The sequence below is a fragment of the Tunturiibacter gelidiferens genome (assembly GCF_014201335.1).
GTDB classification, from domain to species: domain Bacteria; phylum Acidobacteriota; class Terriglobia; order Terriglobales; family Acidobacteriaceae; genus Edaphobacter; species Edaphobacter lichenicola_E.
The window spans coordinates 367499-384696 of the sequence record NZ_JACHEB010000006.1 but is presented as its reverse complement, the minus strand read 5'-3'; the positions used below and the strand labels follow the sequence as shown (position 1 = coordinate 384696).

Below are 17198 nucleotides of genomic sequence, written 5' to 3'. Positions count from 1 at the left end.
AAGGGGCAGTATGTATCTGTGGCTAGAGCGAATTCGACAGCAACGCCTGTAGTCTGTCAACGGACGAGCGCCAAGTTTCCAGATAGGCTAAATGACCTAGCTGTCGGCTTCCAATTTTTGTCGACGAAGAAGAGGTAGCGGAAAGTTTCATTAGACGAAGTCATTGCAAGCGATATAGGTCATAAGTCCTAAAGAGAAATGCTTAACGCATTGTTCAATAGAAGATCAAAGCGCTCTGTCAGAAATCGATTGCCAAGATCTGTCAGCACGTGTCGCGGTAAGGAGGACCACCAGTGTATTTCGAACGCCATACCCGAGTCAGGTTTCTGCTTGCCTTCTGGCTCTTTGTTCTGAGTGGCGTCGCATTTCTCGATCGAACCAACATCTCGATCGCCGGGATACAGATCAGTAAAGAATACGGACTAGGGAATCAGCGTCTGGGCTGGATCTTCAGCGCATTTCTTATTGGATATGCAGGCTTTCAGCTTCCGGCGGGATGGCTTGCGGCTCGCTTTGGTCCGCGACGGGTTCTTACTCTTGGAGTTTTGTGGTGGGGGATAGCAACAGCGTTGACGGCGACGCTGCCTTCAGGAATAGCCCACGCGGTGATGTTGTTCATTGCGATCCGGTTTGCTCTGGGAGCGGGCGAGGCAGTGATTTATCCTGCGGCGAATCAGTTTGTTGCTCGATGGGTTCCAACCCGCGAGCGTGGTTTTATCAACGGGCTTATCTTTGCTGGAGTCGGCGCGGGGAGCGGCCTAACTCCACCTCTGCTTACGTGGCTGATCGCCCGCCACGGATGGCGTGCAGCCTTCTGGTTTAGTGCTATTGTCGGTTTGATCGCAGGAGCTATCTGGTGGCGTTACTCGCGAGATACGCCTGAAGAGCACCCAGATGTTGGACCGCTAGAGCTGAGCGAGATTCATGCCGGAATCAACGGATCCGTTCAAGAGCACCGCGCACTCAGCTCCGAAACGGTTGAGATTTCGTGGCGTGCAATCTTTCATCGCCGTGACCTTCCGGCGTTGATGATCGGCTACTTCAGCTTCGGCTACGTCGCGTGGATCTTCTTCAGCTGGTTCTTTCTTTATATGGCACAGGTGCGGGGCTTCGATCTCAAATCGAGTGCGCGCTATTCGATGCTTCCTTTCCTGTCGATGACGATTTGCTGTCTAGCCGGGGGGGCGATCAGTGACAAACTGACGGATTTATACGGTCTGCGTGTTGGCCGCGCTGGTCTTGCGTCGGTGGCGCTTGTTGCGACGGCGTGTTTTTTGGTGATCGGATCGATGGTTCATAGTCCGCAGCTTGCAGGAGTCATCCTCGCAGGCGGGGCCGGCGCGCTGTATCTGTCGCAGAGCTCGTTCTGGTCCGTTTCCATTGATATCGCAGGTCGCAGCTCCGGAGTGTTTTCGAGCATGGTGAATATGGGAGGGCAGATCGGGGGGGCGGTGACTGCGTCACTAACTCCGTGGATCGCTCAGCGCTTCGGCTGGACAACTTCCTTTGCTCTTGCTGCGGTTTTGGCGGTGATCGGGGCACTTTGCTGGTTGACCGTGCATCCAGAACGTCCGCTCGACGCCTAGACGGATCCGTTCAGAGCGTATTCCCTTGCAACGAACAGAAATATGTGTTCGCCTTGAGATCTATCTAGATATTGATCAGGCGATTCCATCCCGTTCGATTGGGGCGCCGTCCTTACGGCGCGCCAACAAAGTGTCTTCTATGGCACGTGCGTCTGGCCTCGGCTGCGAACCAGTTTCGCTGTGGAAGTGCGCTGATTCTGTCTATTTTTCTTTGCGTAATTGCAGGGTTCGTAGGCAGGGCAAAAGCCCAGACATCGTCTTCACTCAAACTTTCCGAGTACCAGAAGCAAGACTGGCAGATAGAGGACGGACTGCCTGACAATAATGTCAGGATGATTGCGCAACGGCCGGATGGATTGCTGTTGCTGGCTACCGGATCGGGACTCGCCACCTTCGACGGACAGCACTTTCACAGTCTTCCCATCGTGGTCGGTGGCCTTGCCGACAATGAAGCTATCAATGCGGTGCTTCCCGAAGGCAACGACGATCTCTGGATTGGAACCGACGGCAGCGGGATACTGCACCGTACAGCATCCGGAACTGTTCCGATCAGCGAGCAGGCCGGATTTCATAACGAACGCATTCGAACTTTTTATAGAGATGCACAAGGGGTGCTGTGGATCGCTACTCAGAACGGGATCGAGCGAATTGTTGGCAATCACCTCGAGGCCGTTGCGGGTGCCGGAATGATCTCCGGCGATATCACCACGCCCTTCGCCGAGGACGGTCATGGGGGGATGTTTTTCATTACCTCTTCAGGGCTCTACCACTGGCAAGGCGGTAAGGTCCAACGTTATCGGGTCGGAACGGCTGCCTCCGATATCGAAGTCGCAGTCTATCGCGATGCGGCCCAGCGGATCTGGGTGGGAACAATGACTCATCTGATGCAGCTTGTTCCACGCAAGTGCACGTCATGCGGAGAGGTGGCTGCATTCGATCCAGTGGTGCGTGCAACTCTCGCAAGTCCGATCACCGCGCTGCTCGGGGACGCTACCGGAGATCTCTGGATGGGTACCCGCCATGCTGGTGTGTGGCGTTTTGCTGCAGACGGCCTTTCGCATTGGGGCTCGCATAGTGGGCTTCCCGATGACTCCATCCGAACTCTATTTATGGATGATGAACAGAACCTCTGGGTCGGTATGCTCTCCGGTGGCCTGAGCCGATGGCATAAAGGGGCGCTCGCGCCATTTGGAGAGCCTGAGGGTTTTCACGCCTCCTACGCCGCCAATGTATTTGCGGATAGCCGCGGTGATTTGTGGCTTGGCACGTGGGGAAACGGTTTGTTTCGGCGGCACAACGGTCAACTCATTCCTTCTACTCCCCCTGGTATGCCTATCACTACGGCGATCCGAGCCCTTGCCGAAGATCAGAAGGGGCGAATGTGGATAGGAACTTGGTTCAATGGAATCTACAGTTACGACGGCCAATCGTATCGTCACTATCTGCTTGGCAACGAGTCGCCAGGCAATGCTGTCAGCTCTATTCTTGCCGACAGTCACGGAGGATTGTGGGTAGGCACTTACACAGGGATTTTGTATTTTCCGCAGGGACAGCCGGATCAAGAAAACCGCAAACAGTTCGTCGAGACGAAGCTGATTACATGCCTGATTGAAGATCGAGACGGTTCTATTCTCGTCGGAACGAGTGATGGTCTCTACCGTGTCCGGGACGGAACGGTATCAGCAATCTCCGGCCTTCCTCATCCTTATGTGCTCTCGCTCGTGCTCGACAGCGGAGGGTATCTCTGGGCGGGGACCAAAGCCGGTGGAATCGTAGCGATCAGGCAGGATCATGCGGTTGCGCTACCTGCCAATATCAACGCACCTACACAGCCGGTGAGCACGGCGACGGAGGATCAGGACGGCCACCTGTGGCTTGGTACCTATAGAGGGATCGTGCGCCTCACCGTGGCTGAGTTGCATTCTGTGATCGGTGGAAGCCAGCATCCGCTTTCGGTTGTCCTACTGGGGAAGGCGGATGGAATGCGGTCTTCAGAGTGTGGCGGACCCTCGAAGCCGTCTTCTGCGCTTCAGCTTGATGGAACCCTCTGGTTTGCGACGACCAAGAGCTTTGTGCATACAACGGATGTGGCGGAGAGGCTAGGGACGATAAGTCCGGCCGCGACAATCACAGGCTGGACACTATCGAGTGATCCCGATGCCGCTGATACCGATACAAAAGCGGGCAATTCGCGGATCGAGTTGGAGGCGGGGCAGCCCGACATTCTGTTCTTCTTCAACGCGAAGCTGCTCTCAAATCCGGCGCATGTGGAGTATCGCTATCGTCTCGCAGGGTATGACGCGGAGTGGACTAATACTCGCGCTCATGCGGCTCGCTACCGGCGCCTGCCGCCGGGGGAATATAAATTTGAGGTGCAGGCCCGGGCTGGCGGGGAAGATTGGACTTCTCCTGTGAGCACGGTTGAAGTGAAACAAAAACCTTATTTCTATCAAACGTGGTACTTCGCTGCCGGCCTTTGCCTTGTCGTTCTTGCTCTTGCGACGCAATTGTTTCGACGTCGTCTCCAGTTGATGAAGGGTCGGATCGGTATCGTGTTGGAAGAGCGAAACCGCATCTCCCGCGAGTGCCACGATACGTTGATGGCTGGGTTTGCCGCGATCTCATGGCAGCTCGAGGCCACGGCGAAGCTGTTTCGAGACAGTGATCTGAACTCTACTCCTGCGGCACAGTCGTGTGAGCTGGCTCGAAGCATGGTCTCTCACTGCCAGGCCGAGGCGCGCCGAATCATCTGGGATCTTCGGGATGCAGACGAGATGACCAATCTGTTGTCGCGAGCGCTTCGTCGCGTCCTCGAAGCAAATCCTCTTCAGGAGAGTTTCAAGACTACATTTGAGGTTGAAGGTGAGGAGCAGCCGCTTGCCCCGGGCTGTGTCCATCATCTGGTTTGTATTGGTCAGGAGGCGGTATCGAATGCGATTCGTCACGCCAACCCTTCACGGATTCTCATTCTGCTCAGGTATGAGGCTGATTCGCTAAGCCTCTCCATCTATGATGACGGACACGGTTTTCAAGGCTCGGAGGCGAACAGCTCGCGCCGCGGCCACTTCGGTATTCCCGTGATGGAGGAGCGTGCGCGAAAGATTGGCGGCACATTCCGGGTGCAGACCTCTGCTGACGCCGGTACCGAGGTGACGGTTAAGGTTTCATTCAATGCAGCGCGGCAATCACTAACGCAGGAGCATCATGTTATACGTTGGATAGGGATATGAAACAGATTCGTGTGTTGCTGATCGAAGATCACTTTCTTGCGCGCATGGCGCTGCACTCGGTGCTTTCGGGTCATTCGCAGATTCAGATTATTGGTGAAGCGAGCGATGGTGAGACAGGTGTCGAGATGTACCGGAGTCTGCGTCCGGACGTGGTGGTGCTCGATTTACGCTTGCCTCGGCTCAGCGGCTTCGAGGTGATCGACCAGATTCGCAAAGAGTATTCGTCGGCTCGCATTGTTGTACTTTCCAACTATCAGGGAAGCGAGGATATCTATCGGGCGGTGCGAAGCGGGGCGATGGCATATCTGAATAAAGATGCGAGTGGCGAACAACTTCTAAATGCCATTCAGAATGTGGATCGAGGACTAAGGTATCTTCCTCACCTTGCATTGGACCGATTGGCCGAACGCACTCCTGTTCTGGAATTAACGCCACGCGAGAGCGAGGTGCTCATCGGGATTACGCGAGGACTTAGTAACCGGGAGATCGCCGAGGATCTTCATATTGCTGAGAAGACGGTGAGAATTCATGTCAGCTCTCTGCTCGACAAAATGGGTGCGCGCGACCGGACCCAGGCGACGATCTACGCCTTTCAGCGCGGACTTGTCCACCTGAATTGATGAGCCTAGGACATTTGTCCTAGCTAAAGACATGGCAACAGCCTAATGACAATCAGATGACCCCGTAATCAAATCCCTGTTAATCCTCAGCCTGGGATTTGAACCGCTGTACCTGCCGAACTAGCCGACGGCGGGCTGCCGCCTTCGCTCCGCAAGCCAGGCGAGTGGAGCGTGAATAAATCAACGGATGTCTTTCGGAGGTCGTGCTGTGAACAAAGTTCTTTTACGAATTTGTTTGTTGTGTCTTCTCGGTGTTTCGGGCGCATCCGCGCAGATCGCTAACAACACAGCTCTGGTGGGAACCGTCGTTGATGCGAGCGGAAGCGCTGTTCCGGGTGCTCAGGTCACGGCCACGGAACAGGCCACACAAGTGAGGTATACCGCGACTACCAACTCACAGGGCTACTACTCGATTACCTTCATCAAGAGCGGCGTCTACGATCTCTCCGTCGAAAAGGGCGGATTTAAGAAGGAGCAGACGGTAGGCGTTCCCGTATCGGTCGATCTCGCAGTGCGTACGGACTTTGATTTGAAGATCGGATCCACAACGGAGACCGTCACCATCACCGCTACCACGGCTCCGCTCTCCACCGACGACGCGAACCTGGGGGAGACGTTTTCCACCAAACAGGTCGAGGATCTTCCGGTTCAGGGGCACAATGCTCTCGAGGTGGCTGCGCTCGCCTCGAACGTGACGATCGGATCGAAGACCAGCTACAGCGGGAACCCTCCAGGCGTCGACTTTATTGGAGCTGGACAGCGTGAGACTCAGAACGACTTGACTCTGGATGGCGTCTCGATCATGAACAATCTGGGGAACGTCACTCCAGCACGACCCGGCACGGATATGATCTCCGAGGTTCAGATGCAGAGCGGCAACTATCCTGCACAGTATGGCGCCTATCTGGGCGTGCATATCAACCTCGTCAGCAAGGTTGGCACTAACGACTTTCATGGCGTTGTCTATGACTACATCAAGAATACGGCTCTAAACGCGCACAATTTTCTCGACTCTCCTACGCAGCCGAAGGCGCCTCTAAACTACAACCAATATGGATTTACCTTCGGTGGCCCCGTGTGGATTCCGAAGATCTATAACGGTCGCAACAAGACCTTCTTCTTCGGTTCTTACGAGAAGCTTAATCAAAAGGCACAGAGCGCTGGTACTTCTACCGTGATGACGGCGGCGCAGGAAGCCGGCGATTTCTCGGCACTAGGCACCCTGAATCCAAACGGAACCTGCACGGGCATCTGTCTAAAAGACCCATACAACAATAATGCTTACTACGTGAATAATCAGATCCCTGCCAGCGAACTATCGACTCCTGCGGCATTGATTGCAAAAAAATACGAAGCATATGTGCCACTGCCGACTGCCGGGGGGATAAACAACAACCTAAACAATGTCTACTTCCCGAACAACCTATTTATTGCACAGACGTTGGAACGGGTCGATGAGAACATCGGAGAGAAGGTACGGCTTTTCGTGCGCTATCACTGGCAGAACCTAAGCTATGCCAACGGCAATCAAGTTCCGGTCGCTGGCGGATACGGGCCTGGTAATAGCCGAAATCTGGCTTTCGGATACTCTCACGTCATTACATCCCGACTCGTCAATGACTTTCACTTCGGTATCAATAAGTTTGAGACGGATTCTCTGAACTACTGGTACGTGAACAACCTCGCGGGAGCCGGTACCTCTCTTGGCATTCCCGGCTTCGACTTCGACACCACAACAGGAAACCTTGGAATCCCCAACGTTCAGCTCAGCAGCGCAACCGGCATGAACATTGGAAACAATGGAACAAACTGGTTTCAGGATGACCGCACGCTCGATGGATATGACCAAGTCAGCTACACTCGCGGCAAGCACAGCATTATGGCTGGTATTGAACTCCGGAAGCTGACCTTAGGCCGCGCTGCGACCAATGAATCCCTCGGCTTGTTTACCTTTAATGGAACACTGACGGGTGACAGCCGTGCCGACTTCGCGCTGGGCCTGCCGGCCAGCGATCAGACACCTGTAAGTACCATCAAGGGTTCGGTTGCCGAGTGGCGTGACGGATTCTTCGTTCTGGACAACTGGCAGGCTACTTCAAAGCTGACCATCAACTATGGTCTGCGGTACGACCTGCCGACCGTCCCTTACAGCTTGAACGGCTACGCCCGTTTGCTGAATACTAACGAGACGGCGCTGATTCCGCCCTCAACTGCGCTGACTCCAGGCAGCTTCACTCCGACTCCGGGGTTCAAGCTTGCCAGCGCAACACATGACAACTGGGGACCACGCCTGGGAATCGCCTATCGCGCGACCGACAAGACTGTGATCAGAGGTGGGATGGGCTTCTATTACAACGCCAACCAGCTTAACAGCTTTACGTTGCTCAGCAGCAACTATCCACTGGGTGCCTTCATTGGATACAGCACGACAGCAGCGAATCTTCTGTCATTCACAAATCCAACCCCTGGGGCTGGCAACGCCTCTCCCATCGCCGGTACTCCTGGCACCTTTCAGAGCGCAGTTCAGTACGATCCAAACAACAAAACACAACGCAGCTACCAGTGGAACGTGAGCGTTGGCCAGGAACTATGGAAGGGGGCGGCCTTCGAGCTTCAGTATCTAGGTTCTCACTCTCTCCACCTGGATATTAGCGATTACACAAATCTGCCGACGAGTCCTACCGGGGACGGGATTGCGTCGTATGCCACAAAGCCGACACTCAACTCTTTGCGGCCAAACCCGCTCTTCGGGTCAATACGCGATCTCAATAACATCGCCTACTCTCACTACAACGGACTAACCACTATATTCCGTCAGCGGCTTCTCTATGGCCTATCGGGACAGGCGAGCTATACCTGGTCTCATGATCTGGATATAGGCTCAGACTCGAACGGCGGTGGTACAGCTACGCAGCCATTCAATATCAAGTCCGACTACGGCAACGCCAACTGGGATATCCGTCATCGGTTCGTCGGAGTGTTGACGTACGATCTGCCGTCCTTCAAGGACAGAAACCGCTGGGTTCAGGAGACGCTTGGCGGATGGCAGCTCAATGACATCGTCAATCTGCAGACCGGAATGCCCTTCAACGTAGTGCTCGGCTATAACAGCGCGGGGTTCGATCAAGGTACGACACGGCCGAGCTTCGTCCACCTGCCGAGCGCTCACTGCAGTCTGCACAACTACATTACAGGCAACAAGACGTCGTGCATCGATGCAACGGCCTACACACTTCCTGTAGCCCCGCAAACGCTGGGCGCCTCGGGAGCTCCAGTTGCTTTCAACTACGCCTTCGGAAACACCTCAAGAAATACTCTTCATGGACCTGGCTTCTCGTATGACAATCTGTCGCTCTTCAAAAATTTCGGACTGGGCGAACGGATGAAAATTCAACTGCGTGCAGAGGCTTTGAACGTATTCAACCATCCGAGTGCGGCGAATCCGAACTCTTCCAACGGAAGCGGAAACCCGACTCTCAACGCGGCGTCTCAGTCGAGCACTGCGGTGAGTACCAGTGGATTCGGTCAAGTTATCGGGGTCCAGACACTCCCCGGTGAGTTGAGTGGAGCTCGTTCGCTGCAACTCGCGGGCAAGTTCATCTTTTAGCGATCTATTCGCTTTGGGCAGCAGCCGGCAATACCGTCGACTGCTGCCTTAAGCACATCGAGGAAGCGGTAGAAACTTCGAGAGGTCGATCACAGCGATGGTGCAAAGACCTATTATTTTGAGGAGGAGAACCTTTCAATAATGACCTCGAACAAAACGAGTTGGATTCGTCGCATCACTGGTATAGCTGCTGCAGTTTTTCTTTGTTGTACGATGCTTAGCTTCGTGCAGAAAGTGAATGCCGACGCACAGAAGACTTCAGCAGAATATGCCGCGGATCCGATGGCTATGATCGATGCGTATCGTCATGTCGAAGCTGCTTCTGTCTCCGACGCGATCGAGCAACTATTGCATGAAAAGCGTTATATGTCGCATCGTATGCAATCAGTGTTTCCCACAAAGTTTGCTGGTGTGGCGCTTACAGTAAAACTGGCTAAACAAGAGAACCACGATCCGGCGGCACTAACCGGGATGCTTCAGGCGATCGACTCAGGCGGAGCTGGATCCGTGTATGTCATGCAGGTAGAGGACGGGGCAGATATTGCCGGCATGGGTGGACTTATGGGCACCGCCATGTTTGCCAGGGGGTTCGCCGGCGCGGTTATCGATGGAGGAGTCCGCGATCTGCCGCAGCTCAAACGTATCGGCTTTCCGGTCTATTCAACAGGCCCAGTACCCTCCACTTCGGTCAGTCATTATCGCTTCGGCGGAGTGAATGTACCCATCGTTTGCGATGGAGTCACGGTTTCTGCCAACGATATCGTCGTTGCCGATCAGGACGGCGTCGTCGTGGTGCCGCGTGAGCATGCCGCTGATATCCTCGTGTTGGCACAGAAGCTGGATAACAGCGAACACTCCATGTATCCCTTTATTGAAAAGTTTCACTCCATTACAGAGGCTGTCCGTCAATTTGGCAGAATCTGATAGGAACCATGTGACCACTGGAGGCTTTGTTGATGTTCTCTGCACAAGATTCAGCGCTCTTGACACGAAGACGATTTCTTAGCTGGTCACAGGCCGCACTGGCAGCTCTGGGTGCATCATCAATCCTGCCGTCGAAGTCCAACGCTCTCTCAACCACATCGGAGGCACAATCTGCGGATGACTACTACGCAAAGCTCGGTGTCGAGAAGATAATCAACGCCGCCGGAACCTACACCTATCTCACTGCCGCAGTTATGCCTCCGCAGGTACAGCGTGCTGTCGCGCAGGCGGCCCTGCATCCCGTTGTCTTGAAAGATCTGCAAATAGCTTCGGGCGAGTATATTGCCAAGCGGCTTCGATGCGAAGCAGCTTTAGTGAGCTCCGGGGCTTCTGCTGCGCTCACGCTCGCAACTGCTGCCTGCCTCGCGAACGCGAACGGTATCGCAGCAAACCTTATTCCGGAGAGTGTCGGCTCCATGAAGAATGAGGTAATCGTTCAGAAAGCACACCGCTATGAGTATGACCACGCGATGCTGCTGTGTGGTGTACGCATCGTCGAGGTCACTACGCTCGACGAGTACAGGCGTGCATTCTCTCCAAAGACGATCATGACGAATTTCTTTAACTCGGCGGAAGGCGGCGAGACTGATCGTCAGACTTGGCTTGAGGTTGCACATCAACATAACGTGCCTTGCCACATGGATGCCGCGGCAGATATGCCTCCGATCGAGAATCTATGGAAGTACACGGGCATGGGCTACGACCTAGTCTGTTTCTCTGGCGGGAAGGGAATACGCGGTCCACAAAATGCTGGATTGCTACTCGGCAAAAAACATCTCATCGATTTGGCAATGGAGAGCAACAATCCAAACTCCGACGCCGTGGGCCGTGGTATGAAGGTGGCCAAGGAACAGATCGTTGGCATGGTCGCTGCAGTGGACTGGCTTCTCGATCAAAATGACGAGGCAGATCAAGCGGAATATAAGCGCCGCGCCGATTTGATCATTCGTGAAGTTAAGTCCATTCCTACAATGAAGACGGAGATCTTCGTGCCTGAGATTGCCAATCACGTGCCGCATCTAATGCTTTCGTATGATCCGCAGGTCGTCGGTATCACCCCGAAACAGGTGCAGGAGCGGCTACGAGCGCAGCGTCCTCGCATTGAACTCAATCCTGCCACCGGCTCATCCGGGCGCTTCGGCTCACACTCTAACGAGAACACTATTGTCGTAGGAACATGGATGCTGCAGCCCGGCGAAGCTGAGATCGTAGGCCGTCAGCTTCGTGCAGTTCTTTCTAGCCATAACACCTAGAACATCACACGTCGTTCGATCCATTAAAACGGAAGAAGGAGTCGGTCATGGAAAGTCAATCCAGAAGAGGTCTTCTCAAGAATGCCGCCAAGGCGGCCGTCGTAGCAACAGGAGGCGCAGCCCTCGCGGGAACAGCGAAAGCCCAGGTGACTGGCAAGCTCGAGAAAAAGTCTTATCCAACCAAACCAGCGTCAGACCCGGTTCCTCTGTTCTCAAGCGCGGTCTCCTACGGCAATCTTCTCTTTCTGGCTGGAGTTGGCGCACACTTTCAAGGGACCATTGAAGAACACACGAAGCATGTTCTCGATGAGCTCGAGAAAAATCTGATCGGTTCAGGCTCCTCCATGGAGAAAGTCCTCAAAGTCAACGTATATCTAAATGACATCAACGACTGGGCAAAGATGAACACCGTCTACGCCGGTCGTTGGGGAAAGATCCCTCCTGTGCGCACTACGATCGCTCCGGCCGGAGGCATTCCAGGAAATTCACTCGTCGAGATTGATCTCATCGCCTACATCTGACTCCCTGCTTTACCGTCGGTGTACTCCATAAACACGATTCACTTAAGAAAAGGAAACGAGCTCTAATGTCTCTCTTTCGCACCGCACGATGGTCACGGCGGGAAGTTCTCAAACAGTCTGGTATGCTCTCTGCTTTTGGTGCTGTGACTTCGATCTCACCCCTGGCGACGGCGCAGCTAAAGGCGTCTGTTCCGCGGTCGATCACCCATGAAGGCACGGAGACAGATAATCTCTTCACCCGAATTGGTGTTCGTCCTATCGTGAACGGCCGCGGCACCTTCACAATCATCAGCGGTTCTCGGTCGTTGCCTCAAGTTAAACAGGCGATGTACGACGCATCGTTTTACTTCGTGAACCTCGATGAACTCATGGACGCCGTCGGAAAAGAATTGGGACAGCTCGCTGGGGCAGAGTGGGGAATTGCTACAACCGGATGTGAAGCCGCGATTGCGCTCGCTACCATTGCATGTATTGCAGGAACCGACCCGGAAAAGTCTCAGGCTCTTCCTTACATCAAGGCCCGGGACCAGGTCATCATTCCAATGCACTCTCGAAATCCTTACGACTTCGGCGTTCGCATGACGGGAGTAGAGATCGTTGAAGTGAACTCCGAAGAAGAGCTTCGCAGCAAACTCTCAGAGCGTACCGCAATGATCTACATTCTGTCCGGACCAGAGGCTGAGAAAGGTGCTTTGGGTATTCCCAATATTTGTTCGATCGCGAAGGAGAAAGCTATCCCAGTCTTCGTGGATGCCGCCGCCGAAGAGCCGCTCGTTCCAAACATCCACATTCAGCATGGAGCTACTCTGGTTGGTTACTCGGGTGGCAAGTGCATGCGCGGGCCACAGTCTTCCGGGATGCTAATCGGGCAAAAAGATCTCTGTCGTGCCGCCTACTTCCAGGCGGCACCTCACCACAACTATGGTCGTGCATACAAGTGCAGTAAGGAAGAGATCATGGGCCTGCTGGCTGCGGTGCGTCAGTGGTACAAACGCGATCACGCCGCAGAGCAGCAGGAATGGCTCTCCTGGCTTCAATTCATCGAAAGGCGAGTGAAAGGATTGCCTTCAGTCACGACCGAGCACCTCCAGCCGGAAGACCTCTCCAATCGGTCACCGCGCCTTCTAATACATTGGGACGCGAACGTCTTGAAGATTACGGGCACCGAACTTGTCGCGCGTCTTGATGCAGGCACACCAAGAATCCTTGTCGACGGCGGCACAGGCACTCGTCCTGCTCGTATGGACAGCTCTATCACCATCATGCCGTACATGATGGATCAAGGCGAGGACCGCATCATCGCAGATGCTATCTACGAGGGCCTCACCAAGCCTGGCCACTACGAAGATCCTGTCGTTCCAACCGGAGCCCCCGCGCCAGTAAATGGAAGATGGGATGTTGCTATTAAATATTCACGCGGAGTCGGAGAGCAGCACTTCATTCTTGAGCAGAGCGGTGGAGATATTACGGGTCAACAGCAGGGTGAACTCTACAAAGCTCAACTGAAAGGCACGATTCACGCCGACCAGCTCGAGTTACACAGCAGCATGGCTGTAAGTGGAAACACAATTCCGTGGACGTTTCGTGGAATGGTGCATGGCAACAAAATCGCCGGAACGGTCAAGATGGGCGAATATGGCGACGCGACCTGGAATGCGACTCGTGTCTGACCGTGACTGTCGTCAAAGATCCGTATCTGTGACAACCGGAACTGAAAGTACCGAAACTTTTGCGTATCTACTCACAATGATTGGGGAGTCATGAGTCTGTATTCCTGGAAACACGGTGTAGCGCTTTCTTGCTTGGTATTTACCCTGACAACAACCACCCGTCGTATGTGCGCCCAGAATACTTTGCCGGCGTACGATCTACTTTTGAGCAACGGCCATGTGCTCGACGACAAAAACCACATCGACGCTGTGATGGATGTAGCCATTAAAGATGGCCGGGTTGCAAAGGTCGCCGCTCACATCCCTTCAACGGACGCCCTGAAGACCATCGACGTCAACGGGCTCTATGTTGCTCCCGGCCTCATTGACATTCATGTTCACGTCTACGCGGGAACGGGAGAACGTAACTCTTATGCCGGTGATAACAGCGTTCCGCCAGATGGCTTCACGTTCAGGGTGGGCGTGACGACTGTGGTTGACGCGGGATGTTCCGGCTGGCGCAACTTCGAAGACTTCAAAGACCGGATCATTGACCGTTCAAAGACCAGAGTTTTTGCGATGCTCAACATCGTAGGCGCCGGAATGCGTGGAGGGAAGTACGAGCAGAACACTGCGGACATGGATGGCGTCGCAACTGCCCAGATGGCTCTTAAGTATCCAAACACAATCGTCGGAATCAAGACTGCGCATTTTGAAGGGCCCGAGTGGACTCCGGTTGAGCAGGCCGTTATCGCTGGAACCCGTGCAAACATTCCCGTCATGGTCGATTTCGGCGCCGATCGCCCAACGCGGCCGATCTATGATCTGATGACACAGAAGCTTCGACCTGGCGATATTTACACTCATATGTACTCGGGTCTCCGGCATGAGCAAGATCCCGTCACCCTGGGCCCGAGCAAAGCTCTCATAGAAGGTCGAAAGCGTGGCATCTACTTCGACGTGGGGCAGGGAGGTGGCAGCTTCAAATGGTCGCTCGCAGTTCCAATGATCAAGGATGGATTTATCCCTGATTCCATTTCAACCGATCTTCACATCACCAGCATGAACGCGGCTATGAAAGACGAGTTGAACGTCGCAGATAAGATTATGGCTGCGGGTGTACCGCTCAAGGAGGTTGTTGCAGAGATGACTTCTCATCCGGCTCATGAGATTCGTCACGAAGAGCTTGGAAATCTCTCCGAGGGATCAATTGCGGACGTTGCTGTACTTCGACTGGAAAAAGGCAAGTTTGGGTTCACGGACATGGTGAATAAACGGCTCGATGGCAATCAGAAGCTTACGTGTGAACTCACCGTCAAGGATGGAAAGATCGTATACGACCTCAACGGAATCAGTGCCACACTGTGGACTGCAAAATCTGACCTCAACGAGAAAGAAGCGTACCGATGGACCACCTTCGCCCCGCGTCCCCACGCTGGAGCAAATGTAGAAACTGAACACTAAAATAGGGAAGCGGAACTTTAGGGGCCAACGATGAACGAGGAGACGAAGCACGGCGATAGCATTCCCGAGCTCACACTACGGCCTGCCGGTGAGTGCCGATGGGATGTGCTCTCGCTAGGGGAGGTGATGCTTCGCTTCGATCCGGGTGAGGACCGTATCGTCGGCGCACGCAGCTTTCGCGTGTGGGAGGGTGGTGGGGAGTACAACGTAGCTCGCGGACTGCGTAGATGCTTCGAACAGCGGACTGCAATCGTCACGGCCCTTGTCGACAATCCCATCGGCCGTCTCGTCGAAGATCTGATTTTGCAGGGTGGTGTCGACACCTCGCACATTCTGTGGCGCGTCTTCGATGGCGTTGGCAACGCGTCACGTAACGGCATCTACTTTCTCGAGCGCGGTTTTGGTGTGCGGCCCGGTACAGGTGTGATGGATCGCGGCCATACGGCCATCTCGCAGCTTGCACCCGGACAGGTCGATTGGGACACGATCTTCGGCACAGAGGGCGTACGCTGGTTCCACACTGGCGGCATCATGTCGGCATTGAGCGAGTCCACAACCGAGGTCGTTCGCGAGGCGATGACTGCAGCGCGCCGCCACGGAACGGTCATCAGCTTCGACTGTAACTACCGCGCATCGCTGTGGAGTACACGCGGTGGCCGCCAGGGTGCCGTAGCAATCAACCGCTCGCTGGCGCCCTTGGTTGATGTGCTCTTCGGCCATGAGGGCGACCTGGTCGCGACGGCTGGGCTACACTCCCACGGTCCGGCCTGGCACACGTTGCCTAGTTTCACCGAGATGGCCGGTCGCATGAGCGCAGAGTTTCCGAATCTGAAGGTCATCGCATCGACGGTGCGTGATCCTCGCTCTGCGAGTCGCAACGGCTGGGGTGGCTTCGCCTCCACCCAGGGGCGGGCATACGAGGGCATTCACTTCTCAGAACTTGATATTCTCGATCGCGTCGGAGGCGGAGACTCCTTCGCGGCCGGCCTGATCTACGGCCTGCTTCATCACAAGGGTTTGAAGTGGTCGCTCGACTGCGGGATTGCGCACGGCGCACTTGCAATGACTACGCCCGGCGATGCCTCCAGGATGAGGCTCCACGAGGTGGAGTCGCTGATGAGCGGCAAACAAAGAAACACCATCCGTTAGTAAGATTCTGGAGTATTCATGCCACGAACCAAATCCGAAGTCCTGTCGCACATACGCGCCAACACGTTGGTGCCGGTACTGCGTGCCACATCGAAAGAAGACGCTTTCGCGCTTTCGCTCGCCATCGCGGACGCAGGCATCGAGGTCCTCGAAATCACCATGACCGTGCCAGACGCCATGCACGTCATTCGAAGACTTCGCCAGGAACGTCCACATCTGCTGCTGGGCGCGGGAACGGTGCTCGATGCTGAGACGGCCGACCGCTGCATCGATCAGGGCGCAGAGTTTATCGTGAGCCCGGCACTCGACATTCCAACCATCGAGCTCTGTCGTAGACGCTCCATCGCGGTGATGCCCGGCGCGCTGACTCCGACGGAGATCGTGACAGCGTGGCGCGCCGGAGCCGACGTCATCAAGGTCTTCCCCGCCGATTCTATGGGCGGAGCAAAATATCTTCGTAGTCTCAAGGCCCCACTGCCACAGATCGAGATGATCCCGACCGGTGGCATCTCGCTGGCCACTGCGCGCGACTTTCTAGAGGCCGGAGCGTTCGCGCTCGGCATTGGTGCCGACCTGGTAGATCCCAAAGCGGTCGCTGAGGGACGAACCCCACACATCACACAGAAGGGCGCAGAGTATTTGCGTATCGTTCGCGCATTCCACGAAAGCCGCTAATCACCTACACTTTATTCTGAACGAAAAACGGGAGCTGTTCTCGGGACTGTTAACCTTTAAGTTGATACCAACGTCTCTCCCCAAAAAACCTGCTGACCAGATACAGACCCAAAATGGGAGACGTGGCCGCGCAAGACGGCGATCATCGACCCGAAAGCGTATCAGCAGCGTGCCGAGGTTTTCGGCTCTCTCGGGTTAGCGAGTGCGAGAAAGCTCGTGCTAAATCGTCGCATGAATCCCATTTCTCGGTGGGTATCACTCCGGGTATCAATGTGGAAAAATGTCCTACCGCGTTTGGTTCACTAGCTGTGATTTCCTGCTTAGAGACGTCCTCTTTGCCGGAACCTACCATGCAAGGAGCCGAAGATTTAGCTACCTCGCGGCATTGTTGCGAGGATTTTTGATTCACGACCGGAGCCGGATATCTGCGTCAACCGTAGAACGGCCTCCCAAGCGGATT

The 17198-nt window shown here is 54.8% G+C and carries 11 protein-coding genes; all 11 read left to right on the top strand.

Going from position 1 to position 17198, the window contains the following annotated elements:
* Positions 1 to 293: 293 nt before the first annotated feature.
* Positions 294 to 1586 (top strand): MFS transporter, encoded by a 1293-nt coding sequence (locus HDF14_RS14785; RefSeq protein WP_183978004.1) that lies wholly within the window; start codon positions 294 to 296, stop codon positions 1584 to 1586.
* A 332-nt stretch (positions 1587 to 1918) separates the two neighbouring features.
* The gene (locus HDF14_RS14780) at positions 1919 to 4816 is read left to right on the top strand and encodes a sensor histidine kinase (protein ID WP_183978002.1); all 2898 of its coding nucleotides are present in this window, start codon (positions 1919 to 1921) and stop codon (positions 4814 to 4816) included.
* Entirely contained in the window at positions 4813 to 5436 is a 624-nt protein-coding gene (locus HDF14_RS14775; RefSeq protein ID WP_183978000.1) for a response regulator, read from the top strand. Before HDF14_RS14780 ends, HDF14_RS14775 begins: the two co-directional genes overlap by 4 nt.
* 208 nt (positions 5437 to 5644) lie before the next feature.
* Positions 5645 to 9043 (top strand): TonB-dependent receptor, encoded by a 3399-nt coding sequence (locus tag HDF14_RS14770; RefSeq protein ID WP_313899587.1) that lies wholly within the window; start codon positions 5645 to 5647, stop codon positions 9041 to 9043.
* 141 nt (positions 9044 to 9184) lie between these two features.
* Positions 9185 to 9967 carry an RraA family protein gene (locus HDF14_RS14765; protein ID WP_260698287.1) on the top strand — a complete coding sequence of 261 codons (783 nt, stop codon included), beginning with the start codon at positions 9185 to 9187 and terminating at the stop codon, positions 9965 to 9967.
* 32 nt (positions 9968 to 9999) lie between these two features.
* A complete protein-coding gene (locus HDF14_RS14760; RefSeq protein WP_183977996.1) occupies positions 10000 to 11280 on the top strand; it encodes an aminotransferase class V-fold PLP-dependent enzyme in 1281 nt (426 codons plus the stop codon).
* 47 nt (positions 11281 to 11327) lie between these two features.
* The gene (locus HDF14_RS14755) at positions 11328 to 11801 is read left to right on the top strand and encodes a RidA family protein (RefSeq protein ID WP_183977994.1); all 474 of its coding nucleotides are present in this window, start codon (positions 11328 to 11330) and stop codon (positions 11799 to 11801) included.
* Positions 11802 to 11866: 65 nt separating this feature from the next.
* The gene (locus HDF14_RS14750; protein WP_183977992.1) at positions 11867 to 13471 is read left to right on the top strand and encodes a PLP-dependent transferase; all 1605 of its coding nucleotides are present in this window, start codon (positions 11867 to 11869) and stop codon (positions 13469 to 13471) included.
* Positions 13472 to 13561: 90 nt separating this feature from the next.
* Positions 13562 to 14914, top strand: coding sequence for an amidohydrolase/deacetylase family metallohydrolase (locus tag HDF14_RS14745; RefSeq protein WP_313899586.1), 1353 nt, complete (start codon positions 13562 to 13564; stop codon positions 14912 to 14914).
* Between the two features lie 30 nt (positions 14915 to 14944).
* Entirely contained in the window at positions 14945 to 16063 is a 1119-nt protein-coding gene (locus HDF14_RS14740; RefSeq protein WP_183977990.1) for a sugar kinase, read from the top strand.
* An 18-nt stretch (positions 16064 to 16081) separates the two neighbouring features.
* On the top strand, positions 16082 to 16738 hold the full coding sequence (locus tag HDF14_RS14735) for a bifunctional 4-hydroxy-2-oxoglutarate aldolase/2-dehydro-3-deoxy-phosphogluconate aldolase (RefSeq protein WP_183977988.1): 657 nt from the start codon (positions 16082 to 16084) through the stop codon (positions 16736 to 16738).
* Positions 16739 to 17198: the final 460 nt, after the last annotated feature.

Bases quoted from the DNA above. Each gene is read 5' to 3' on its own strand.
- HDF14_RS14750 (WP_183977992.1), top strand. From the start codon at position 11,867: ATGTCTCTCTTTCGCACCGCACGATGGTCACGGCGGGAAGTTCTCAAA.
- HDF14_RS14740 (WP_183977990.1), top strand. From the start codon at position 14,945: ATGAACGAGGAGACGAAGCACGGCGATAGCATTCCCGAGCTCACACTA.
- HDF14_RS14755 (WP_183977994.1), top strand. From the start codon at position 11,328: ATGGAAAGTCAATCCAGAAGAGGTCTTCTCAAGAATGCCGCCAAGGCG.
- HDF14_RS14760 (WP_183977996.1), top strand. From the start codon at position 10,000: ATGTTCTCTGCACAAGATTCAGCGCTCTTGACACGAAGACGATTTCTT.
- HDF14_RS14780 (WP_183978002.1), top strand. From the start codon at position 1,919: ATGATTGCGCAACGGCCGGATGGATTGCTGTTGCTGGCTACCGGATCG.
- HDF14_RS14765 (WP_260698287.1), top strand. From the start codon at position 9,185: ATGACCTCGAACAAAACGAGTTGGATTCGTCGCATCACTGGTATAGCT.
- HDF14_RS14745 (WP_313899586.1), top strand. From the start codon at position 13,562: ATGAGTCTGTATTCCTGGAAACACGGTGTAGCGCTTTCTTGCTTGGTA.
- HDF14_RS14775 (WP_183978000.1), top strand. From the start codon at position 4,813: ATGAAACAGATTCGTGTGTTGCTGATCGAAGATCACTTTCTTGCGCGC.
- HDF14_RS14735 (WP_183977988.1), top strand. From the start codon at position 16,082: ATGCCACGAACCAAATCCGAAGTCCTGTCGCACATACGCGCCAACACG.